The sequence below is a fragment of the Chryseobacterium nepalense genome (assembly GCF_023195755.1).
Taxonomy (GTDB): Bacteria; Bacteroidota; Bacteroidia; order Flavobacteriales; family Weeksellaceae; genus Chryseobacterium; species Chryseobacterium nepalense.
The window spans coordinates 3,946,930-3,968,992 of sequence record NZ_CP096203.1 but is presented as its reverse complement, the minus strand read 5'-3'; the positions used below and the strand labels follow the sequence as shown (position 1 = coordinate 3,968,992).

Annotated in this window: 20 protein-coding genes; 6 read left to right on the top strand and 14 right to left on the bottom strand. The window is 36.1% G+C overall.

All coding sequences use genetic code 11. From position 1 onward, the window contains the following. Positions 1–69: 69 nt before the first annotated feature. The 6 genes from rny to M0D58_RS17955 form a co-directional block, all read right to left on the bottom strand. The gene (rny, locus tag M0D58_RS17980) at positions 70–1,635 is read right to left on the bottom strand and encodes a ribonuclease Y (RefSeq protein WP_248392393.1); all 1,566 of its coding nucleotides are present in this window, start codon (positions 1,633–1,635) and stop codon (positions 70–72) included. A gap of 222 nt (positions 1,636–1,857) precedes the next feature. Beyond that, positions 1,858–2,145: a cell division protein ZapA gene (locus M0D58_RS17975; protein ID WP_248392391.1), complete on the bottom strand. Its 288-nt coding sequence runs from the start codon at positions 2,143–2,145 to the stop codon at positions 1,858–1,860. Continuing rightward, positions 2,145–2,447 (bottom strand): hypothetical protein, encoded by a 303-nt coding sequence (locus tag M0D58_RS17970; RefSeq protein ID WP_248392389.1) that lies wholly within the window; start codon positions 2,445–2,447, stop codon positions 2,145–2,147. Before M0D58_RS17970 ends, M0D58_RS17975 begins: the two co-directional genes overlap by 1 nt. Positions 2,448–2,584: 137 nt before the next feature. Continuing rightward, positions 2,585–3,367, bottom strand: a complete 783-nt coding sequence (gene porT, locus M0D58_RS17965) for a type IX secretion/gliding motility protein PorT/SprT (RefSeq protein ID WP_248392387.1) — start codon at positions 3,365–3,367, stop codon at positions 2,585–2,587. A gap of 3 nt (positions 3,368–3,370) precedes the next feature. After that, positions 3,371–4,102 (bottom strand): bifunctional demethylmenaquinone methyltransferase/2-methoxy-6-polyprenyl-1,4-benzoquinol methylase UbiE, encoded by a 732-nt coding sequence (gene ubiE, locus M0D58_RS17960; protein WP_282569130.1) that lies wholly within the window; start codon positions 4,100–4,102, stop codon positions 3,371–3,373. Between the two features lie 3 nt (positions 4,103–4,105). Then, positions 4,106–4,675 carry a hypothetical protein gene (locus M0D58_RS17955; RefSeq protein WP_248392385.1) on the bottom strand — a complete coding sequence of 190 codons (570 nt, stop codon included), beginning with the start codon at positions 4,673–4,675 and terminating at the stop codon, positions 4,106–4,108. A 101-nt stretch (positions 4,676–4,776) separates the two neighbouring features. On the opposite strand from M0D58_RS17955, the gene M0D58_RS17950 reads away from it, so the two are divergent. From M0D58_RS17950 to M0D58_RS17940, 3 genes are all read left to right on the top strand, one after another. Further along, positions 4,777–5,844 (top strand): 3-oxoacyl-ACP synthase III family protein, encoded by a 1,068-nt coding sequence (locus M0D58_RS17950; protein WP_248392383.1) that lies wholly within the window; start codon positions 4,777–4,779, stop codon positions 5,842–5,844. Positions 5,845–5,908: 64 nt separating this feature from the next. After that, positions 5,909–7,114 carry a metallophosphoesterase gene (locus tag M0D58_RS17945; protein ID WP_248392381.1) on the top strand — a complete coding sequence of 402 codons (1,206 nt, stop codon included), beginning with the start codon at positions 5,909–5,911 and terminating at the stop codon, positions 7,112–7,114. A gap of 25 nt (positions 7,115–7,139) precedes the next feature. Next, entirely contained in the window at positions 7,140–7,970 is an 831-nt protein-coding gene (locus tag M0D58_RS17940; RefSeq protein ID WP_248392379.1) for a class I SAM-dependent methyltransferase, read from the top strand. A 4-nt stretch (positions 7,971–7,974) separates the two neighbouring features. On the opposite strand, the gene M0D58_RS17935 is transcribed toward M0D58_RS17940, so the two are convergent. Together M0D58_RS17935 and M0D58_RS17930 are read right to left on the bottom strand one after the other, a co-directional pair. Continuing rightward, the gene (locus M0D58_RS17935; RefSeq protein WP_248392377.1) at positions 7,975–8,727 is read right to left on the bottom strand and encodes a polysaccharide deacetylase family protein; all 753 of its coding nucleotides are present in this window, start codon (positions 8,725–8,727) and stop codon (positions 7,975–7,977) included. Positions 8,728–8,807: 80 nt separating this feature from the next. Then, positions 8,808–9,776, bottom strand: coding sequence for an NAD-dependent epimerase/dehydratase family protein (locus tag M0D58_RS17930; RefSeq protein ID WP_248392375.1), 969 nt, complete (start codon positions 9,774–9,776; stop codon positions 8,808–8,810). Between the two features lie 87 nt (positions 9,777–9,863). On the opposite strand from M0D58_RS17930, the gene ggt reads away from it, so the two are divergent. The 3 genes from ggt to M0D58_RS17915 all read left to right on the top strand — a co-directional run bounded on the left by ggt (position 9,864) and on the right by M0D58_RS17915 (position 13,463). Then, positions 9,864–11,549: a gamma-glutamyltransferase gene (ggt, locus tag M0D58_RS17925; RefSeq protein WP_248392373.1), complete on the top strand. Its 1,686-nt coding sequence runs from the start codon at positions 9,864–9,866 to the stop codon at positions 11,547–11,549. Positions 11,550–11,684: 135 nt separating this feature from the next. After that, on the top strand, positions 11,685–12,965 hold the full coding sequence (locus tag M0D58_RS17920) for a dicarboxylate/amino acid:cation symporter (protein WP_248392371.1): 1,281 nt from the start codon (positions 11,685–11,687) through the stop codon (positions 12,963–12,965). Positions 12,966–12,968: 3 nt separating this feature from the next. Continuing rightward, the gene (locus M0D58_RS17915) at positions 12,969–13,463 is read left to right on the top strand and encodes a hypothetical protein (RefSeq protein WP_248392370.1); all 495 of its coding nucleotides are present in this window, start codon (positions 12,969–12,971) and stop codon (positions 13,461–13,463) included. Positions 13,464–13,472: 9 nt separating this feature from the next. Here the strand turns inward: M0D58_RS17915 and M0D58_RS17910 are convergent, their stop codons facing one another. The 6 genes from M0D58_RS17910 to gyrB form a co-directional block, all read right to left on the bottom strand. Beyond that, positions 13,473–14,363 (bottom strand): diacylglycerol/lipid kinase family protein, encoded by an 891-nt coding sequence (locus M0D58_RS17910; RefSeq protein ID WP_428037167.1) that lies wholly within the window; start codon positions 14,361–14,363, stop codon positions 13,473–13,475. Between the two features lie 5 nt (positions 14,364–14,368). After that, positions 14,369–15,184 carry a hypothetical protein gene (locus M0D58_RS17905; RefSeq protein WP_248392369.1) on the bottom strand — a complete coding sequence of 272 codons (816 nt, stop codon included), beginning with the start codon at positions 15,182–15,184 and terminating at the stop codon, positions 14,369–14,371. Between the two features lie 23 nt (positions 15,185–15,207). Continuing rightward, positions 15,208–16,035, bottom strand: a complete 828-nt coding sequence (locus tag M0D58_RS17900) for an RsiV family protein (RefSeq protein WP_248392368.1) — start codon at positions 16,033–16,035, stop codon at positions 15,208–15,210. A 76-nt stretch (positions 16,036–16,111) separates the two neighbouring features. Further along, on the bottom strand, positions 16,112–18,043 hold the full coding sequence (locus M0D58_RS17895) for a transglutaminase-like domain-containing protein (RefSeq protein ID WP_248392367.1): 1,932 nt from the start codon (positions 18,041–18,043) through the stop codon (positions 16,112–16,114). A 1-nt stretch (position 18,044) separates the two neighbouring features. Then, positions 18,045–19,937, bottom strand: a complete 1,893-nt coding sequence (locus M0D58_RS17890) for a DUF3857 domain-containing protein (protein ID WP_248392366.1) — start codon at positions 19,935–19,937, stop codon at positions 18,045–18,047. A 132-nt stretch (positions 19,938–20,069) separates the two neighbouring features. Next, positions 20,070–22,004, bottom strand: a complete 1,935-nt coding sequence (gyrB, locus tag M0D58_RS17885) for a DNA topoisomerase (ATP-hydrolyzing) subunit B (RefSeq protein WP_248392359.1) — start codon at positions 22,002–22,004, stop codon at positions 20,070–20,072. Between the last annotated feature and the right edge of the window lie 59 nt (positions 22,005–22,063).

Sequence of the window (22,063 nt, the reverse complement as noted above, 5' to 3'; positions counted from 1 at the left end):
TAATTTTGCTAAAAATAAAAAACCTTTCAATTTCTTGAAAGGTTTTTATGAAATATCTTTGAATATCGATTATCTCGCAATATTTACAGCTCTTGTTTCCCTGATTACGGTTACTTTTACCTGTCCAGGATATGTAAGCTCGTTTTGGATTTTTTCTGAAATATCATAAGACAGCTGGGAAGCGACTTCGTCATTCACTTTGCCGCTTTCTACCATTACTCTTAGTTCTCTACCCGCCTGAATTGCATACGCTGATGAAACCCCATCAAAACTTAACGCTGCAGATTCAAGATCTTTCAATCTCTGAATGTAGGATTCCAACACCTGTCTTCTTGCTCCCGGTCTTGCTCCTGAGATCGCATCTGCAACCTGGATAATCGGGGACAATAACGATGTCATTTCCACTTCATCGTGGTGAGCACCGATAGCGTTTACCACTTCTGCATTTTCGCCGTATTTTTCAGCCCACTGCATTCCTAGTAAAGCGTGAGGAAGTTCAGATTCCTGTTCAGGAACTTTACCGATATCGTGTAACAGACCTGCTCTTTTTGCTAGTTTCACATTTAATCCTAATTCAGCAGCCATGGTTGCGGCAATGTTTGCCACTTCTCTTGAGTGTTGCAGTAAGTTTTGACCGTAAGAAGAACGGTATTTCATTCTACCAACGATTTTGATCAGTTCAGGATGTAATCCGTGGATTCCTAAATCAATGATCGTTCTTTTTCCCACTTCAATGATTTCTTCTTCAATCTGTTTTCTGGTTTTCTCTACCACTTCTTCAATTCTCGCAGGGTGAATTCTACCGTCTGTTACCAATCGGTGAAGGGATAATCTGGCGATTTCTCTTCTAACCGGATCGAAACATGAAAGAAGAATTGCTTCAGGAGTATCGTCTACAATAATTTCCACTCCTGTTACCGCTTCCAAAGCACGGATATTTCTTCCTTCTCTACCGATGATTCTACCTTTTACTTCATCTGATTCAATATTGAATACCGATACGGAATTTTCAATGGCCTGCTCAGTTCCGATTCTCTGAATCGTTTGGATTACGATTTTTCTTGCTTCACTTTTAGCATTAAGCTGAGCTTCTTCCATGATGCTCTGCACGTGTGCCTGAGCTCTTGTTTTGGCTTCTGCTTTCATAGTTTCCACCAATTCTGCTCTTGCTTCTTCTGCCGTATAGTTGGAAATTTTTTCAAGAATTTCAACTTTTTTAGCGGTTGCAAGATCAAGTTCCTGCTGTTTCCTATCTAAAATTTCGTTTTTCTTGGCATAATCCGCGATTTGTTTATCGAGGTCCTTTTCCAGTTTTCCGGCCTTGCTAAGTTCATCGTTCAGTTTGTGTTCCTTATCCTTAATCCTTTTTTCAACCTCCTGCATTTTCTTTTCTCTTACCTGAATATCAGCATCATGCTGTGATTTCAGCTCCAGGAATTTTTCTTTTGCCTGAAGGTTTTTTTCTTTCTTTATGGACTCGGCCTGTACGTTGGCTTTTTCTATAAGGTTTTCGGCATTTTTCTTTGCATCATCTATAATAAATTTTGCTTTAGTATTGAGTGAACTTTTGGAGAAAAACACTCCTACTGCCGCTCCGATTACTAAACAAACAACGCCGACTATAACTTCTATCATAATGTATATTGAGTTTTAATTGTATTACATAAAAAAAGCCCACAATAATCCAGAGATTGAGAGTAAACTCCTAATCAACACGATTTGAACTGATTTCCACTGTCTGTAATCCGGACGAACCGGCACGCCATTCAATGGACATTTGTTCGGTAATTGTTTAGCGTTGAGTTTACCTTTAATGTGTTAGAATTATTGTAGGCAGCACTTTCCGGGAAAAAAAATCTATTTCCCTGTTTCATTCAACGATTGATTAATGTTTGTTAATCTTTCGTTGGTAGATTGTATTGTTTTTTCGTAGTTCATAGACACTACTTCCGCATTGGTTCCTAATTTCAGGGCACACATTGCCAAAGCATCCTGTTTGTCTCTCACATCGAAATTCTGTTCAAAATCTTTAATCATATTTTCAATCTGCTTCCCAACTTTGCGCAACGTTTCTTCTTCAGCTGCGGGTACGTTCAGCGGATATACTCTTCCTGCAATATTAATGGTTATTCTTCTTACTTCCATTATAATCCACTGTTTTGAAGCTGTGCAATACAGAAATCTATTTCTTTCACCAACCTGTTGATGTGATTTTTCATCAATCTGTTGTGTTCAGGATTTCCTGATATTGCTGAATAAAGTTTTATATTTTTTTGTTCTTCTGCTAATACCTGATTTTTTTTCCTTTCTTCATCATACCTTTTTTTCAGGTCTTCATGCTCCATGCTTAATTCCGAGAATTTTTCAGTAAGACTTTTGTAATTCTTTTGTAATAGCAAAATCTTTTTCTCTAATTCTGAAAAATTGTTTTCTAAATCTTGAAGCATTTCAGGTTTTGTATATTCTAACTAGTAGCAAAAATAACAAAATATTAACACTAACAAAAATAAAAGTCTTTATATTTTGATTTCAAACATAAAAGGAGGCACAAATGCGCCTCCTTTTTATCTCTTATTCTATTTTCTTATTCAAATTTCAGTACGAAGAAAACAGCTCTTGTCTGTAAGGTAGACATTGCTGCAGTCCAGTACGGAGGTGTTGTCGCATTATCTGCCACAATCTCGTTATTCATAATGAATGTTCCTCTGATTGCTGGTGTAAGCTTAAATTTATTAAAGTAAAACTGGATGCCCATTTCTGCAGACCATGCAAAATTGTGTGTTGTAGATCTGAAAACCTGCTGTAGGTTATCATCAGTAGAGTCTGAATTTGACTGTAGATTAACAATATAATTAACCCCTGCTGCAACATATGGTCTTGAATTGTACCATCTCTGTCCATGGAATTCCAGCAACACAGGAACGTCAACCAAAGTTGTTTTAATTTCTCTTACTCTGTCTTTTTCAGCCAAAGGAATAGGAATAAAAGGATCGTTTGTCAAAGTACCCGCTGCATACTGATCGTTAGACTGCGTATTGAAAGTTAATTGTCTCTGACCGAATTGTAACCCTGGTTCTAATCTTAAATCCAAATAATCGTTCAGTCTCCATTTTGCAATTAATCCGGCACCAAAACTGTAACTCTCTTTAGAGGTAACAAGATTCTGGTTATTACTTGAGCCATATCTTGGATTCAGAACGATACGGTAGTCTAGTCTGTTACCATTCAGATAAAAACCCCAGCTGAACTTTTGCTCATCAAAGTCTTCCAACTTATCCATTCTGTTTCGGGTTCTGAATTGCGCGTTTGCTAACAACGCAACATTTACTGAGGCTAAAACCAGTGCTTTTAATAAAAATTTATTCATAGGTTACTTTGTTGCTTTATAAATTGTGGCTATACCTAAACTTAGTTTTTTATATTCAACTTTTTTAAATCCTGTATCTAAAAGAATTTGTCTCATCTTTTCCCCGAAAGGAAAAGCATTTACAGAATCCGGAAGGTATGTGTATGCCCTATTATCCTTGGAAACCAGTCTGCCAATAGCAGGTAATATATTTTTAAAATAAAACATATAGAATGGCGCCATGAAACCCTCAACCTTTGAAAACTCCAGTATATAAACACTCTTGTTATCTTTAACAACTCTTCTCAACTCTGCCAAACCTTTGGTAAGGTTTTCAAAATTCCTCACTCCAAACGCAACGGATACCGCATCAAATCTGTTATCCTCGAAAGGTAAGTTTTCCGCATCTCCTTTTTGCATGGAAATTTTGCCGTCTAATTTAAGTTTTTTTATTTTAATAACGCCAACATTTAACATTTGTTGCGATAAATCCAATCCGATCACTTTTGAGCCTGTGCCTTTTTCAACAGCAATGGCCAGATCTCCCGTGCCGGTAGCGACATCCAGCACTTCCTGCGGGCTGTCTTTTTTCATCCAGCTCACTAAAGTATTTCTCCATAAAACATCAATTTTCATGGACAGCACATGATTGAGCAGATCATACTTCGGTGCAATATTGTCGAACATATCCTCTACCTGGCTTTTTTTAGTAGCTTCAGAGTTGTAGGGCGTAATTTTGGTAATATCTTTTGTCAAAACTTAAAACTTGTAATATTCTTTATAATAATTAAGGTAATCCTGTTTTCTGAAGATCTTTGATCTTGACTCTACCTTCTGAACGTTTTTGATTACTTTATCATAATCCTCATCTACGTTATAGTAAAAATCGTCGGTAAACAGTTTGTTGAAGCGTCTTGCTCCTCCAAAATAGGCTTTTCCGTCGATTATGGTTTTATCCAATGCCAAAAGTAGTGAATCTTTCTTAAGATTGTAGCCATAATACTGCTCATTGATATAATAATCCTGATGTGCAATATTAATAAGCCCTCTTATTTTATTAACTTCGAAAGCAGAATCAAACAACAATTTTTTATTCTGGTCAAACACTTTAATGGAATTTTTCCCTTTATTAAGGTCAACGTGAACGGTCTGCCCTCCTGCGATAGTTCCTTCTGAACCGTTGTTTATTTTATAATAGAATGTATTTGCCGTAGGATTGTCCACTACATAATAATTCCTTTTGGCCAGAAAGAGAAAGTAAATCCCAAAGGCAAAGATAAATGCCGCAATTGCAATAAGTAAGCCTTTTAAGGATGCATTATTTTTCATATGATTGTAAAGTACAATTTTTGCAAATTTAATAATATTTTTAATTCTCTGTTATTAATATTAATTATTAACTTTGCATCTTTAAAAAATCATTTAAACGAATGCCGAATACGATCATAATTGGTTCTGGATCTTACCTTCCCGGCAGAATTATCGGGAGAGACTATTTCTTAGGTTCAGATTTTTATTCAGAAGACGGGGTGAAAATTGATAAACCTGCTGAAGAAACGATTGCAAAATTTGTAGAAATTACAGAAATTGAGAACAGAAGATTCATAGAAGAAGATCTATCCAATTCACAAATCGGGTACGAGGCTGCCAAAATTGCGATTGAAGACGCGAAAATAGATCAGGAAGAACTTGATTATATTATTTATGCCAGCAATTTCGGAGAAGTCACGGTACACGGATATGCGGATTTCATGCCAACCATGGCGGCAAGAGTAAAGAATAAGCTCGGCATTAAAAACAGAAAATGTGTAACATATGATATGCTTTTCGGGTGTCCGGGATGGGTGGAAGCGATGATTTTGGCCGACAACTTAATTAAAGCTAAAGTAGCTAAAACCATTCTTGTAATCGGCGCAGAAACATTAAGCAGGGTAACTGATCCTCACGACAGAAACAGAATGATTTTTGCAGATGGAGCAGGTGCTGTTGTTGTAAAAGCAACAGACGATGAAAATGTAGGAATCATTGCCCACAACACCATTTGTGACAACGGCCCGGAACTGGATTATTTAGCAAATGGCCCTTCCATTAATAAAGAATCTGACCAGACGCGTATTTTTGTAAGAATGCAGGGAAGAAAAATTTACGAATATGCCCTGAAAAACGTTCCTGCAGCAATAAAAGAAACTATTGAAGACGCGGGACTTTCTATAGAAGACATCAATAAAATTCTGATTCACCAGGCTAATGCCAAGATGGATTATGCCATGATCGAAAGACTTCACAAGCTTTATAATGTGAAAGATTATGATCATTCTATTTCACCAATGACGATTCAGGAATTCGGAAATTCTTCTGTGGCAACCATTCCTACCATGTTTGATTTAATAATTAAAGGAAAAATGGAAGGTCAATCGTTTAAAGATAAAGGTAACATTGTGATGACTTCGGTAGGTGCCGGAATGAATATCAATGCTATCGTTTACAGATTTCCTTAATAATATTTAATTAAAATAACAAAAAGCACAGGGAAATTATTCTTTGTGCTTTTTTTAAACGATTATGCAAAGAAACTTTTTAATTATTGCTGCCGTCTTCCTCCTGCTGGAAGCATACATTTATCAGGCGATCAGAACCCTTACGGATAATTCCTGGATCAGGATCGGCTATTGGGTTATTACCCTAGTAGTATACGGTTTTTTCGCATACGAAATTTCTAACTTCAGCAGAGCCGACAGAAGTATGATGAGGGCCCAGATCATGATATCACTATTTTTGATCTTTATTCTGCCTAAAATTTTTGTCGTTTTATTTCTTTTAATTGATGATATCCTGAGAACCGGAGGCTACCTGATCGGACTGGCAGGATCTTCAGAGAATTTCTTTCCTGAAAGAAGAAAATTTTTAAGCATCGTAGGATTAGGACTCGGAGGTGTACTTTCCGCTCTTTTTATTGATGGAATCACCTTTGGGAAGTACCGTCATAAAGTAAGAAGAGTAAGGATTAATTTTGCCAATCTTCCGAAAAGTTTCAAAGGATATAAAATTGTACAGATTTCGGACGTACACAGCGGAAGTTTTTCGGATCCTTCCAAGCTGGAACATGCCATCAACCTTATCAATGAACAAAATCCTGATCTTGTACTATTCACAGGAGATATGGTGAATAATGTGGCTGAAGAATTTAAGCCATTTATCCCGTTGTTTTCAAAGATTAAAGCAAAAGATGGCAAATTTGCCGTTCTTGGCAATCATGATTATGGCGATTATATACAATGGAACTCACCGGATGAAAAGAGAAAAAACCTTGATACATTGATTGATTATGAGAGACAGGCTGGTTTTGATATGCTTCGGAATGAGCACCGCATTATTGAGAAAAACGGTGAAAAGCTATACATTCTGGGGGTTGAAAACTGGGGATTGAAACCTTTTCCGCAATTCGGGAGAATTGATGATGCGTTGAAAGGAGTTCCGGAATCGGCTACAAAAATTCTGATGAGCCACGATCCTACCCATTTCGATTATGTCGTAAAAAAACACCCGGGAAATATTCATCTGACCCTTTCCGGACACACGCACGGAATGCAGTTTGGGCTCGACCTTAAAAATATCAAATGGTCTCCGGTACAGTACAAATATCCGAAATGGGCAGATTTATATGAAAGTGAAGGAAAAATGCTGTATGTAAACAGAGGTTTTGGAGTATTGGCCTATCCGGGAAGAGTGGGTGTTTTACCCGAAATCACGCTTTTCGAACTGGCATAATTATCCATCTAATTAAGACATTAAAATGAAAGATACGGGAGAAAGACATATCATACATCAGCAATTTGCCAATAAATCTGAATTGTATCTGCACTTAATGCATATTGCAACCTATGAATACGCCAAAAAACTTGTAAAAGACAAAAAAGTCTTAGACTACGGATGCGGTTCGGGGTATGGTTCACACATGCTTTCTTTGACTGCTGCAAGCGTCACTGGTGTTGATATCAGCAAGGAAGCGGTAGACTTTGCAAATAATGAATATAAAGCTCCCAATCTGAATTTCAAAACAATTGCTGAATTAGGAAATGAAAAATTTGATGTTATTACTTCCTTTCAGGTTATTGAACATGTTCCTGATGATAAAAAATATACTTCTGCGCTAAAACAGCTTTTAAATCCCGGCGGAATCCTGATTATTTCAACTCCGGATAAAAAATACAGGCTGTTTAACTATATTCAGCAACCCTGGAATATTTTTCATCTGAAAGAATATACACCGGAAAGCCTGGAAAAATTGCTTAAAAAATATTTTAAACAGGTTGAAATTTTAAAAATAGGTTCAGATTCAGATTTAATTTTAGAAGAAATAAAAAGAACAAAAAAACAGCGAATAGCAGTTCTTCCATCCACTTTATCAATCTATCCTTACTCATTGAGAGTTTTCCTTTTAAATGTTCAGAAAAAGATATTTGAGCTTTTAAGAAAAATCAGGACTGGGAATAAAAATCCACTCCGGTCAGAGGACAATACTTCAGCTGATTTTGCATCGCAGTATTCCTATGAAGATATTGTATTTAAAAAAGAAATGCAATATTCTACAGATCTTCTGGCCATTTGTAAAAACGAAGAATAGAACTTTAAAAAATGTAATCTTTCATACGGGAAGTAGCCATTTCTTTCTCGTTGATCCAGTTGAGGAGATTATCCAGTTTGTCCTCCATTTTTTTGCCAGAATTCAGCCTTCTGTAAAAAGGAACATCAAAATGATATCTTGCGAAATCGGTAAACTGCCAGGAATTTAAATAGATCAGCACAAAGTCATCATTCTTTAATGTTTCAAAAACCATATTCCGGTAATACTTCATCGGCAGAACCTGAAACACAAAATCATTATATGGGAGCTGGCTGTAAGGTGAGATACTCTCCGGAACAATACTCAATCCGTCCTGCTCAATAATCTCCGTATCTCTTTTAAGTCTTTTGAAAGGAAAAAGTATACCGGCATTATCAATATTTGAAATATAACTGAACTCCATCAATTTCAACCTTTGATAAGAAATTTTATTGTCCTTTTGGCGGATTCCCTTGATCTGCTTTTCCAAAAAATCCTGAGTCATTCTTTTTGTATCTTCTATTTCTTCAGGACTTGAATTCTGATTGTAAAAAGCAATTTCATGCCCTTGGGATGAAATTGCTTTTAGTAAATTCTGCAGCTTTTCTGCTAAGGAAATTTCCACAAAAAAGCTTGCCTTTATATCATGTATATCTAAAATTCTTAAAATAGCTTTCGTATTATTTTCTGAAATTTTCAGCCTTTCCTCATCGGAAACTTCAGCGCCATCTTTACATTTTGCTACAATATTTACGACGTTAAAAGTTAATAATATCATTTAAAGTTAATTTTAAATAAAAAATATAATTAATTAAAAATCAGATGTTAAATAAAGTTATATTTAAAGCTATACTTTATCTATTGCTTTTTATTAAGTTTTATTCTTAAATTTTTAATCATATCTTTTGTCATTTCAGAAATTCCATATTCATAAGACAATCCCCAGTCTTTTTTCGCAACAGAATCATCAATTGATGCCGGCCAGGAATCAGCAATCTGCTGTCTGAAATCAGGCTTATAATCGATTTCAAAACCCGGTATTTCTTTCTTAATTTCTTCAGCCAATTCTTTTGGAGTAAAGGACATTCCGCCTAAATTATATGAAGAACGTACGCTGAGATTTTCTTTTGGAGCTTCCATAAGTTTAAGCGTTGCATTGATCGCATCATCCATATACAGCATTGGCATTCCGGTATTTTCAGAAATGAAGCTTGTGTATTTCCCTTCTTCAATCGCTTCATAAAAAATCTCTACGGCATAATCTGTAGTTCCTCCGCCGGCAGGAGTTTTCCAGGAAATAAGACCCGGATAACGAATACTTCTCACATCTACTCCATGCTTATCAAAATAATATTCGCACCATTTTTCTCCCGCCATTTTGGAGATTCCGTAAACGGTAGTAGGGTTTAACACTACGTCCTGACCTACATTTTCTTTTGGAATTCCTTTTCCAAATACAGCAATTGAACTTGGCCAGAAAATCTTCTGAATAAGTCCTTCTTTTGCCATTTCACAGAAGTGAAGAAGAGGTTCAAGATTCAGCTTCCAGGCAAAAATTGGCTGTTTTTCTGAAGTTCCGGATAATAATGAAGCCAGATGATACACTGTGGTGATTTCATAATCTTTAATGATCTGTCTCACCAGCTGGGTATTGGTTACATCCATTCTCTCATAATATCCTGCTGAAGTAATACCTTTCTGCCATCTGTCAAGACCTGAAGCAACTACGTTTTCTGCTCCATGAATTTCAACAAGTCTGTTAGTAAGTTCGGTACCGATTTGCCCTAAGGCACCCGTAATGAGTATTTTTTCCGTGTGGGATTCCATTTTATTTTTATTAGTTGATAAAAGCAAAAGTAATATTTTAAAGTCTATCTTAAAACAAAATCGTAAATTCGGTTGTAAAATTTGTAAATGAAAAAGATTATTATTTCTTTTATTTTATTTACTTCCACAGTATCAGCGCAATATACTGACATTAACATTCTAAAGGAAGTAAAGGTAAAAAATAAAGGTGTTGTTGTTTCGGCGCATCCTCTTGCAAGTGAGGCAGGTGCCAAAATATTGAAGATGGGGGGAAATGCTTATGATGCCATTGTTGCCACTCAGTATGCGCTTGCAGTGGTTTATCCGCAGGCCGGAAATATCGGAGGAGGCGGTTTTTTGGTAGGTGTAAAAAATAACGGTGAAAAATTCACACTTGATTATCGTGAGACTGCACCTTCAAGGGCTTCCCACGATATGTATCTAGATAAAACAGGAAAGGCAGATACAGACCTTTCCCAAAACGGAAGGCTTGCAGTAGGAGTCCCGGGAAGTATAGCCGGTTTTTTTGCAACACTGAAGCATTGCAGACTACCCATGGAACAACTTATTCAGCCGGCAATAGATTTGGCCGAAAAAGGATTTGCCATTACCCGCCAGGAAGCTGATCTTTTAAACGCCAATAAAGAAAAATTTGAGCGTCATAACAAAACAGGTATTGCTTTTGTAAAAAATATTCCATGGAAAACCGGCGACCTGCTTATTCAGAAAGAGCTGGCAGAAACTTTAAAACGCATCCAGAAATCCGGGCAAAAAGGATTTTATGAAGGCAAAACCGCTGAACTTCTGGTTGCTGAAATGAAAAAGGGAAACGGAATTATTACATCTGAAGATCTTATAAACTATAAAGTTATTGAAAGAAAAGCATTGGATTTTGATTATAAAGGAAACCAGATTGTATCTATGCCACTGCCATCAAGCGGCGGTATTCTTCTGGCACAAATGCTGAAAATGGCATCTTATGAAAATCTGGAAAAATACCAGCAGAATTCTACAAAAGCTGTTCAGATTATGGTGGAAGCAGAAAGAAGAGCTTATGCTGACAGGGCAGAATACATGGGAGATCCCGCTTTCATCCAGGATAAAACTTCATATCTTATTTCAGATGAATACTTAAAAAACAGGTGGAAAAATTTTAGTTTTAGCAAAGCCACCCCAAGTGCAGAAGTCGGAAAAATCATAAAGCAGCCTAAAGAATCAACAGAGACTACGCATATTTCAGTAATTGATAAAGATGGTAATGCAGCTGCTGTAACCACTACTCTGAATGGCTTATATGGAAGTAAAGTTGTTGTTTCCGGCGCAGGTTTTTTTCTAAATAATGAAATGGATGATTTTTCAATTAAGCCTGGCGTTCCGAATATGTTCGGAGCTGTGGGCGGAGAAGCAAATTCTATACAGCCTAATAAAAGAATGCTGTCTTCAATGACTCCCACAATTATTCTGAAAAACGGAAAACCTTATATGGTTGTAGGGACACCAGGAGGAACAACAATTCCCACTTCTGTTTATCAGTCTATTGTAAATGTAGTAGATTTTAAACTCAGTGCCAATCTGTCTGTCAATGCTCCAAAATTCCATCATCAGTGGCTTCCGGAAACGGTTGCTTTTGAAAAGAACTTTCCTGAAAGCACTATTAATGATATGGAAAAGCTTGGATATAAAGCTGAAAAATGGGGACAAATAGGGAGAACAGAAATGATTATGATTGACGATGAAGGGAATATTCATGCTGTTGCGGATGGCAGAGGTGATGATTCCGTAGCAGTGGAATAACAATTACGTTTTTTATTCTCCAGGACTTTATATAATTAGTTTCGGCGGGGCTTTCAGCCCCGCCGAAACTTTTACTGATATTTGTCATCAGAAACAGTAAATTTTTCATAATTTTCGTTCTTTAAAACAATTTCATTGAAAGCAAAAAAACTTTATCAGCAGCTTTATTTTCAGGTGGTGATCGCTATAATTGCCGGAATCCTTTTAGGAAAATTTTACCCTGAACTGGGAGAGAAGATGAAACCTTTGGGTGACGGCTTTATTAAACTGGTAAAAATGATTATTGCTCCGGTAATCTTCATCACCCTTACGTTGGGAATCGCTCACATGACAGACCTGAAAAAAGTAGGAAGAATTGCCGTTAAAGCGATGATCTATTTTTTAACCTTTTCAACATTAGCACTGATTATCGGACTTGTGGTTGGAAATATTTTACAGCCTGGCCATGGACTGAATATAGATCCTACTACCCTGTCCGGAGATGTGTCACAATACCAACAAAAAGCACATGAATCTACCCTTACCGGGTTTATCATGAATATTATCCCCGAAACACTTTTTAGTCCGCTGGTGGGCGAAAATATTCTTCAGGTTCTGCTGGTAGCCATTCTGATGGGTGTTGCTTTGGTGTTAACAAAAGAAAAGAGCGCGAAAGTAACCGAATTTCTGCAGGATCTTTCCACACCGGTTTTCAAAATTGTTCATATGCTGATGAAGCTGGCACCGATTGGAGCTTTTGGAGCGATGGCTTTTACAATTGGTAAATATGGACTTCATTCTGTTTTGAACCTCATATTTCTGGTGGGGACTTTCTACATTACTTCTGCATTGTTTGTGGTGCTGGTTCTAGGTTCTGTAGCGTGGTACAATGGTTTTAATATTTTCAAACTGATGTATTACCTTAAAGAAGAATTACTGTTGGTTTTAGGAACAAGTTCGTCTGAATCTGCACTTCCCGGAATTATGGAAAAATTGGAAAAAGCAGGCTGTTCAAGAGCTATCGTAGGTTTGGTGGTTCCAACGGGATATTCTTTCAATCTTGACGGAACCAATATTTATATGACACTGGCCTCATTATTTATTGCTCAGGCTCTTAATATTCATCTTCCGATTGAAAAGCAGATGATGCTGCTGTTAGTAGCCATGCTGAGTTCAAAGGGCGCTGCAGGTGTTACAGGAGCGGGTTTCGTGACATTAGCTGCAACGTTGGCCGTTGTTCCTGAAATTCCTATTGCGGGAATGACGCTGATTTTGGGAATTGATAAATTCATGAGTGAATGCCGTGCCTTAACCAATGTAATCGGGAATTCCGTAGCAACAGTTGTGGTTGCCAACTGGGAAAAACAACTGGATAAGGATCAACTGCAGTATTCTCTGAATCATCCCCGTGATATAGAAAAGAAATTAGAAATTTAATTGATGAAAAAATTATTCTATATTAAGCTTTTGGCCTCTTTATGCATATTAATTCCTTTTTCTGGAAATTCACAAATCAGCAATGACAAAATTCAGCAAATAGTCTTATCAAAAAGATTAATTGGAAAAAAAATAATCTTTGGAAAATGGACAGAAACGAGAGGAACAGAAACACATCTTACTTATCTTGGAAGAGTTAAAACAAATGAAGGCAAAACTTATAAAATAATGAATTCAACGTGGATTTGGGGATTATCTCGACGATCAACAAATAGAATACTTATTTTTAACGGAGAGAATCAATATTTAGGAAATTACACTGTTGGCGTAGATACAGATTTACCCACGAAGCTGATAAATAAAATTTTAATCTTTCAAAATACAAATTTGCATTGTAATAAAAATATTGTATCAAAAATCAGTCTTAAAAACGGTTTACCTAAAGAATTTTTCAAGGAATGCACCAATGGATATGGAGACATTTATAAATTTAACTGAATTAATAATTTAAATTAAAATATTCAAACTCGAAGGCTGCACTTTTACATGAATAGGTGACTTTATCTTATTGAACTCACCGTCAATATGCCAATTTTTGGTGTTTACCTTAAATTCCACTTCTGATATAGGGAGATAAGTAATATAGTTATCATCTTTCAGTTTTTTGGTAAACATTCTGAATGCAAATAACGGAGAATAAGTGATTGGAAATTTCTTTACCAGAACCATATCCACCAGTCCGTCACTTTTGCTTGCATGTGGTGCTATATATGCATTATTTCCAAACTGGCGTGTATTGGCAATATTCACCATAAGGTATTTACCATCGTATTCTTTATACTTTTCATCCAAAAATTTAACTTTTTTCGGCTTGTATTTGAAGAATGTTTTAAGGGAAACTTTAATATAATTTTTAAAACCCCGCGTTGTTTTTTCAAATTCTTTCACCACTTTACCATCGAAGCCGGTCCCCGAAACGTTAATGGACAGTCTTCCATTGATGGTAAAAGTGTCAATTTTTCTGGATTTCTTTCGTTTGAGTTTTTCAAGAAGTTCATCAAGATTCTTGCTAAAATTGGTCTCGTTGGAAAATCCGTTTCCGGAACCTGCCGGAAAAATAGCCAGAATTTTTTGTGTATTGATGAGATTACGGGCTACCGTTGAAATAGTTCCGTCTCCTCCTATCGCTACAAAAATATCAATTTCATCAAAATGATTATGAATAAAATCGTCGGTTCCCAAAATGGATTCTGAAATATAATACAAAGGATTTTTCACCTTGGCATGCAGTTCAGTAAGAAACGGCTGATAGTTTCTTTTGGCCGAAAAGGGATTGATAATGAAGGCTACTTTTTCCATTGATGCAAAAATAAAAAATGCTTTCAGATTAGAAAGCATTAAATTCAGTTAATTTTCATTCTTCTGGCAAAATCCGGCTTAATATATCCGTTCAGATCTTCCCATGAAATGGTGAGAATAATATCTCCGATATCATAATTATGGCTGATCTCATTCATATTGTAATGAAAATACAGGTTGGAATCATCAAAATAAAAATTCCTGGTCACCGGAAAAGTAATAGCAGAAAGAGCTGCATAAGCTTCCCGATCATAGGTTTTAATCTGCTGCATCATGGTTGTTTTTTCCAGGCTCAGTTTTAATATCCTGCGGATGGTTTCTTCGGAAAGAACTAATACGTCTGATAATTGAAGTTTCTTCTGATTTTTAAAATCGAAAACTTTCTCTTCATAATGATATTGAACTTTATTCTCATTCAGAAACTGACTGCTGTAATATTGAACAGCTACATAATTATTTCTGTTCATACGCACATTCATCTGAGAAATATAAGACCATTGTTGCTGCTGTTTTGCATCCGGCAGGCCACGAAAATTTTTCGTTCTGTCAAAAACAGATTCTTTTTCTTTATCAATATAAACCTGAAGTCCGTTTTTGGAGTAATCTGATATTTCTTCGCCGGAATAAATTTCCGAAAGAAATTTTTTATTGTCAAGACCGGGGAACCATAACAGCTTAGATGAATAACGCAATACAACAGAATCAGAAATTTTCAGGGTATCTTCTTCTATGACAGAATCTACAGTAGTTCTACCAAATCCGTTTTTTTCTGAATTTTTATTTTCATTTCCAAATTCTTTGCAGGCAAAGATGGCTGAAAGGAAAGACAATATCCATATGAAATAGATTTTTTTCATCATTTTGTATCGATCTTGGTATCGGCTTAATAGGTTATGCCCATTCTTTTTTCGAATTCAGGGCTAATGGTACCTTTCAGCTCTGTCCATGAAATAGGAATGGTAATATCTCCTGCAGCAAAAGCGGCAATTTCATAAGGACTGTAGTGAAAATAAAGGTTTTTTTCGTCAAAATAGAAATTTTCCGTTGCAGGAATCACATCTACCAAAAGCATCTCCGAATTATTAACTGCTCCGGTATTATCTGTAGTTCCGCTGTTTATTTTATTAATATTTTTCAGAAGCATGGATTCAATTTTCGATGTCGACATGCTGGTGATATCTTTTAGCTGAAGCTTTTTACCGTTTTTTACATCAAAAACTCTTTCTGAAAAACCATAATTGTCATGAGCACCTCCTTCATAAGAACCCCAGATATACTGAATATGTACATAATCATTCAGCTTTGATTTAAGTTTCATAGCTTTATCAGAATACCACTCCTGGGAAAAATTCATATCTGAAATCCAGTCTTTAGAATTTTTTTTAATGCTGTTGAAGTATTCGTTTTTATCTTTTTCAAGCCAATCCTGAATGCCGTTTTTCGAAAAATCACGGATATTTTTTTCTTCGAAATAAATGCTGTCCAGAAGTGCATTGTTTTTAATGTCAGGAAATACCAGCATTGTAGCTGAATATTTAACTTTAAGAGAATCACTCAATTTTAAAGAATCACTCACCTTTACAGAATCTACCATAAATGTATTTGCGTGTACAGAGTCATTCTTAATAATTTCCGTGCTGCTGTTTTCGTTTTTTTTACATGAAATGATAAAAAGTGGCGAAAGAGCAAGAGCGGCTATAGTGTTTTTCATAATTCTTTTTCTATATACATGCAAAAACCATTCAAAAAATGAATGGTTTTAAACTTATTTTAAAAATTATGTGGTTTTATTTTTTCACCAGGCTGATTACCTGATTCTCCTGTTTGGATGCTACCCCCCAAATCTGTTTGAATGCAGGATAATATTCTTTCGGATAGTTCGGGCTCAAAACTTTTGTGGTGGAAATCACTTCCAAAGTATTGCCTTTTTGCTCTGCGATATAGCTATACTCAATTTCTTTATCTTCGGTAACAATTTTTTTATTTTTCGGCATTTCTTCAATCGCATATCCTTCCGGAATCTGAAGAATGATCTTTTTCACTCTTGTAAAAGGTGTGATAAAATCAATCATGTATTTTCTTTCTTCCGTCTGATCAAATTCATTGGAGTTTTTATTCAGGAAAAGCATCGGATTGATGATGATCTTTTTGCCGACTTTATCAATAAGGTTTTCGGATGAAAACTTCATAGTGCTTTCAAAATCACCGTTTTCCATAACTTTAGAGTCAATATCGGTAAAATCTATTGCATAATTTTCTTTGTATTGTTTTTTGTATTTATCGGCATTTTCATCGTAGAATTCTTTGGCAAACATAGCATATGTTCCGGTATCTCTGTCTGAATAACTTCCGGAAATACTTCCGTCTTCATTAATTTTAGCCGTTGCCGTGAGATAGGTAAAGCTTGCTTTGGCATTGCTCATTGTAAGCTGCTGTGCTTTATCTTTAGAAAGCAGGATTCCAAACTGATTCCAGTCTCTTGCGGGAAGTTGGTCAATGGACGACTGCTTTACCGTAGCATCATACAGATGGAAACCGTCTTTCGTTTGAATTGCTGCAATTACAAAATTCATGTTAGAAACATTTGGAGAAACAAGGTTAATGAGTCCGTTACTTACTGTTGAAATAGCAAGAGGATCTGCTTTAATACCGGCCTCACGCAACAACATTACCAAGAAGAGATTAATTTCTGCAGCATTTCCCGTTTTTGTTTCAAGCATTTTTTTAATCCCGTCTTCCACATAGAGACCTCTGTCTTTATTCCATATAAAAGTATTTTTCACATAATCAAAAATGGCATTGGCTTTATCCAACTCATTGGAAATACCTGCAATATTGGCCGGCATGTTTTCCTTAGCTAGTTTTGTTTTCTTCAACTCCTCTCCAAAATCTTCACGTTCATAAAGACGATCTTTAATCTGCTCCCACGATGATGAGTAGAGTTTCAGTTCCCTAAAATTTGTAGAGTGAAGCTCTGCACCTATTTTTGTCCTGTAATTTCTGTCATTGTTTACAAACTTTTCCGTTTTGAAAGCTTTCAGATTTTCATAGGCAAACCGATAGGTTCTATAGCTCGCTCCATGTAAAGTTCTTTCATCAACTTCTTTATATTTTGGCAGCAGAGAACCTGTATAATTAAGATTGTATGCAATATTGGCAGGACTGTCCAAAACGTATTCCGTATAAAGGGAAGGGGCATCTGTTTCAATCAAAATTTCAGGAATAATGAAAAAAAAGGGAGATACTACCTCATACTGATATTCAATAACAGAACCGTTTTTCACATTAGGAAATGCAAGCTTGCTAATAGAAATATTTTTGCTTTCTTTGCTTTTATAGCTCGAGCTTTTGTCAACTTTTGTGGCTACAGCAACTCCGTTTTCAAGATTATAAGTGAAGGCCTTTACTTTGTTAAGCGTTTCTCTATTACCACCATTCTGATACAGCGGTATTTCGAGATTCAGCCATTCTTCAGCTTTATCTTTATCATAAATTTTTATCCTGTAAAATGTATTTTTGATAAGATTACCATTTAAGTTATCAACGCTGAAATGTAATGATCTGTAAAGAATTTCCGCCGGAGCATTTTCATCCAGAGTTGATTTCTGTTTAGATAAATCTGCATCATTGAATTTTGGCGGATCGAGAAATTTATGTTTTTGAGCATTCACAAAAATAAATTGAGCTGAGCAAAGAGCGATGAATACTATTTTTTTCATGTTAAATTTTAGATATTAAAACTTTTGAGTTGTCTATGTTAATTGTTTTTTTTCTGAAATTGATATAATCGTTATATTTCTCTTTCGGGTAAATACCTTTATTAATTCTGATGGATCTTGTGACCTTCAGCGATTCTCCGTTTTTCACAAAACTCAGTTTGTACGTTCCGAATTCCGAATTCAGTACAATATTTTCCGGAAGCTCTTCCACTTTATATTGCTGCGGAAGGATAAAGCTTACTTCATATTCATCTTCAAAAGACTGTCTCAATTCGAATGGCAATTCTCTGTTTTCTTCATTTTTATAAACATTGTTAGAAAAAATAGGAACTGCTCTGAAAATAATACTGTTTCCCGCATTTTTAGAATAATTGTTGGCTTTAAAATCCAGGTCGTATTTCGCAACTGCATTATCTTTATCATTCAGGAAATTTTTCATCTCGATTTTTTCAAAATGCAAAACATCCAACATATTTTTTACGGCTTCGGTTCGTTCTTTTGAAGACATGGAAGCAAGAGCAAGATTGTTATCATACTGAATTCCGGTATAAGAAAAACTTCCTTCACCCGAAATACTGTTATCTTCATTAATTTTGATTGTGAGCTTCTGCTTTTCTTTACTTTGTTCAGCGGTGTAATCCGGAGTATTAATAAGTTCAATACCTTCTTTTCTGATCGAAAGAACATTTCTTGCCGTTGTATTGTAACTTAAATGATTAAATGCCACTTGCTGGGAAGTATTTTCCAGCCAGATATTCCCTTTTTCTGTCGGCACCATTAAAATAACGTGATTGCCACCCATCTTTGGGAAATCTTTATCAAAAGATACAGGCGAAGTACCTGAATTAACTACTGAATAATACGATGGAATACCGGCTTCATCCAGCAAAGTTTTCATATAATTGGTAAGTCCTTTACAGTCACCATACCCTTTTTTCTGCACTTCATCAGGAAGCATAGGCTGCCATCCTCCTATTCCAAGCGCTACAAAAATATATCTTGTTTTAGCCTGCATATGCTGGTACAGCTTTTTTACTTTTTCTTCTGTTGCTCCTTTAAGATCAAGGCTCATCACCTCAGCTTTAATAGCAGGTGTAGATACAGAAACCGGCTGTAAAATGCTATTATAATACCAGCTTCCGAAATCTCCCCAGTTATTGATACTTCCCTGTTTTCCTTCAAGATTGAATTTTGTTAAAGCAAAGCTTACTTTAGGCAAAATTTTCACAGGTTGAGGCAGTAAAAACACATCATCTATAGCCGGAACATTTTTATACGTATAGTTTTTTTCGCCGGCATTTTCACTTTCAGTTACTGAAGTGTAATTATAGGGCGACGGATAAATTTTTGTTTTAAGATCTATTCCGGATTTATTGACAATTTTCATTTGCGCTTCTTCCAATGATACTTTCGTTGATCTGAAAGGTGTAAAATCAGGTAAGAATACCGTATTTTCATCACCGATCTGATAAGAAAATTCAACGGTGTAAGGATATTGTGTCGCCATATAAGGTAAAACCATTACCCTGTTATCCGAATAAAATGTTCCCTGATTATTATTTGCAAAATCATTGAAATCAGATTTGGAAAAAGACTTTATTTTTTTCCCGGCTTCATCATAGATATTCACCTTTACATCGGAAATACTGTTTCCTTTTTCATAAGGAATGAATACCTGGGCATCCGAATCTCCATCTTTATTGAGAACTGTTGTTACGGTATAATACTGGTATTTGATATCATCGATCTTATTGATCTGGACAGTAGTGAAATCTTTTCTGATAACTGCGTCTGCATTCTTCTTCAAATTTTCAGGAATTGCCGAAGCAGGAAAGCTCTGTGCATAATACAATGATGCTGTGGAAAGAGCTACGGTACAAAGTATTTTAATCATGGTTATTAAAATTTAGCAAAAATAAGAAAATCCTTTAAGTGTTTATAATTATTTTTTTTATGTTAAACAGGATTTAAAATAAAAGGAAAAGACCTCATTACTGAGGCCTTTATTATGTTAAATGCTATTATATTATGCATCAATTTTTGCATATTTTGCATTCTTCTCAATAAATTCTCTTCTCGGAGGAACCTCATCTCCCATAAGCATGGAGAAGACACTGTCTGCTTCTACTGCATTATCAATAGTTACCTGCTTAAGAATTCTGTGTTCAGGATTAAGAGTGGTTTCCCAAAGCTGTTCAGGATTCATTTCTCCAAGACCTTTGTAACGCTGTACTTCCACTCCTTTTCCGTCCGGAGACATTTCGAGGGTAAATTCTTCACGCTCCTTCTCATTATAGGCATAGACCTTTTTATTTCCTTTTTTCAGTAAATATAAAGGCGGCTGAGCAATATAAATATATCCGTTTTCAATCAGTTCTTTCATATATCTAAAGAAGAACGTCAGGATCAGGGTAGAAATGTGGGAACCATCGATATCGGCATCGGTCATGATAACAATCTTGTGGTATCTCAGCTTAGCCATGTTTAAAGCTTTGCTATCCTCTTCTGTTCCAACAGAAACTCCAAGAGCGGTGTAGATATTTTTTATTTCCTCATTATCATACACTTTATGAAGCATTGATTTTTCAACGTTAAGAATTTTACCTCTTAATGGAAGAATCGCCTGGAAAAACCTGTCTCTTCCCTGTTTTGCCGTTCCACCTGCGGAATCTCCCTCTACAAGGAAAATTTCAGATTCTGCAGGATCTTTTGAAGAACAGTCTGAAAGTTTTCCCGGAAGCCCGGAACCTCCCATTGGAGATTTTCTCTGCACCATTTCACGGGCTTTCTTTGCTGCCTGTCTAGCTTTTGCCGCTAAAACCACTTTCTGTACGATTAATTTCGCTTCGTTAGGGTTTTCTTCAAGGAAGTTTGTCAGCATTTCGCCTACAATCTTGTCTACAGCACCGGAAACTTCAGAGTTCCCTAATTTTGTTTTTGTCTGCCCTTCAAACTGAGGTTCCATTACTTTTACAGAAATCACGGCTGTTAATCCTTCACGGAAGTCATCTCCTGTAACCTCTACTTTTTCCTTTTGAGGAATACCCAGATCATCGGCATATTTTTTAAGGGTTCTCGTCAAAGCACGTCTGAAACCTGCTAAGTGAGTTCCTCCTTCATGTGTATTGATATTATTAACATACGAGTGAAGATTTTCGGTAAATGATGTGTTATAACGCATGGCTACTTCCACCGGAATATCATCTCTTTCGCCTTCCATGAAAATCACATTTTCCATAATGGATTCACGGTTTCCGTCAATGTATGCAACAAATTCTTTTAGCCCGCCTTCGGAATGAAAAACTTCAGACCTGAAAGACCCGTCTTCAAGTTTTTCTCTTTCGTCAGTTAAGGTAATTGTAATTCCTTTATTAAGGTAAGAAAGTTCTCTTAAACGGCTCGCTAAAGTATCATAGTTATAAACCAGTTCGGTAAAAATAGTATCATCCGGCTGGAAGAACTGTTTGGTTCCTCGCTTGTCGCTGTTTCCGATTTCTTCAACACCGGTCTGTGCTTTTCCTCTGGAATAGATCTGCTGATAAATGTTTCCATCTCTATAAACGGTGGTTACCATTTCATTGGAAAGTGCATTTACACAAGACACCCCAACTCCGTGAAGACCTCCGGAAACTTTATAAGAATCTTTATCGAACTTACCTCCGGCCCCGATTTTTGTCATTACAACCTCAAGAGCAGATTTTTGTTCTTTTTCATGGAAGTCTACCGGAATACCTCTACCATTGTCACTTACTTCAATTCCGTTTCCTTCTTTAATGCTGACAAAGATGGTATCGCAGTATCCTGCCAAAGCCTCGTCAATAGAATTATCCACTACTTCATAAACCAAATGATGTAGACCTCTTACTCCTACATCACCAATGTACATTGAAGGACGCATACGAACGTGCTCCATCCCTTCCAATGCCTGAATACTACTAGCTGTATATTGTTTCTGACTCATATAAAATATTAAAAATCCTGCTAAATGCAAAGACCCACAAATATCGTGATTTTTTTCGA

Excerpts from the sequence above, each read along its gene's own strand:
- M0D58_RS17895 (WP_248392367.1), bottom strand. The coding sequence starts at position 18,043 with ATGAAAAAAATAGTATTCATCGCTCTTTGCTCAGCTCAATTTATTTTT.
- M0D58_RS17930 (WP_248392375.1), bottom strand. The coding sequence starts at position 9,776 with ATGGAATCCCACACGGAAAAAATACTCATTACGGGTGCCTTAGGGCAA.
- M0D58_RS17940 (WP_248392379.1), top strand. The coding sequence starts at position 7,140 with ATGAAAGATACGGGAGAAAGACATATCATACATCAGCAATTTGCCAAT.
- M0D58_RS17905 (WP_248392369.1), bottom strand. The coding sequence starts at position 15,184 with ATGATGAAAAAAATCTATTTCATATGGATATTGTCTTTCCTTTCAGCC.
- M0D58_RS17955 (WP_248392385.1), bottom strand. The coding sequence starts at position 4,675 with ATGAAAAATAATGCATCCTTAAAAGGCTTACTTATTGCAATTGCGGCA.
- M0D58_RS17910 (WP_428037167.1), bottom strand. The coding sequence starts at position 14,363 with ATGCTTTCTAATCTGAAAGCATTTTTTATTTTTGCATCAATGGAAAAA.
- gyrB (WP_248392359.1), bottom strand. The coding sequence starts at position 22,004 with ATGAGTCAGAAACAATATACAGCTAGTAGTATTCAGGCATTGGAAGGG.
- M0D58_RS17900 (WP_248392368.1), bottom strand. The coding sequence starts at position 16,035 with ATGAAAAACACTATAGCCGCTCTTGCTCTTTCGCCACTTTTTATCATT.
- M0D58_RS17890 (WP_248392366.1), bottom strand. The coding sequence starts at position 19,937 with ATGATTAAAATACTTTGTACCGTAGCTCTTTCCACAGCATCATTGTAT.
- M0D58_RS17915 (WP_248392370.1), top strand. The coding sequence starts at position 12,969 with ATGAAAAAATTATTCTATATTAAGCTTTTGGCCTCTTTATGCATATTA.
- ggt (WP_248392373.1), top strand. The coding sequence starts at position 9,864 with ATGAAAAAGATTATTATTTCTTTTATTTTATTTACTTCCACAGTATCA.
- M0D58_RS17970 (WP_248392389.1), bottom strand. The coding sequence starts at position 2,447 with ATGCTTCAAGATTTAGAAAACAATTTTTCAGAATTAGAGAAAAAGATT.
- M0D58_RS17950 (WP_248392383.1), top strand. The coding sequence starts at position 4,777 with ATGCCGAATACGATCATAATTGGTTCTGGATCTTACCTTCCCGGCAGA.
- porT (WP_248392387.1), bottom strand. The coding sequence starts at position 3,367 with ATGAATAAATTTTTATTAAAAGCACTGGTTTTAGCCTCAGTAAATGTT.
- M0D58_RS17975 (WP_248392391.1), bottom strand. The coding sequence starts at position 2,145 with ATGGAAGTAAGAAGAATAACCATTAATATTGCAGGAAGAGTATATCCG.
- rny (WP_248392393.1), bottom strand. The coding sequence starts at position 1,635 with ATGATAGAAGTTATAGTCGGCGTTGTTTGTTTAGTAATCGGAGCGGCA.
- M0D58_RS17945 (WP_248392381.1), top strand. The coding sequence starts at position 5,909 with ATGCAAAGAAACTTTTTAATTATTGCTGCCGTCTTCCTCCTGCTGGAA.
- M0D58_RS17935 (WP_248392377.1), bottom strand. The coding sequence starts at position 8,727 with ATGATATTATTAACTTTTAACGTCGTAAATATTGTAGCAAAATGTAAA.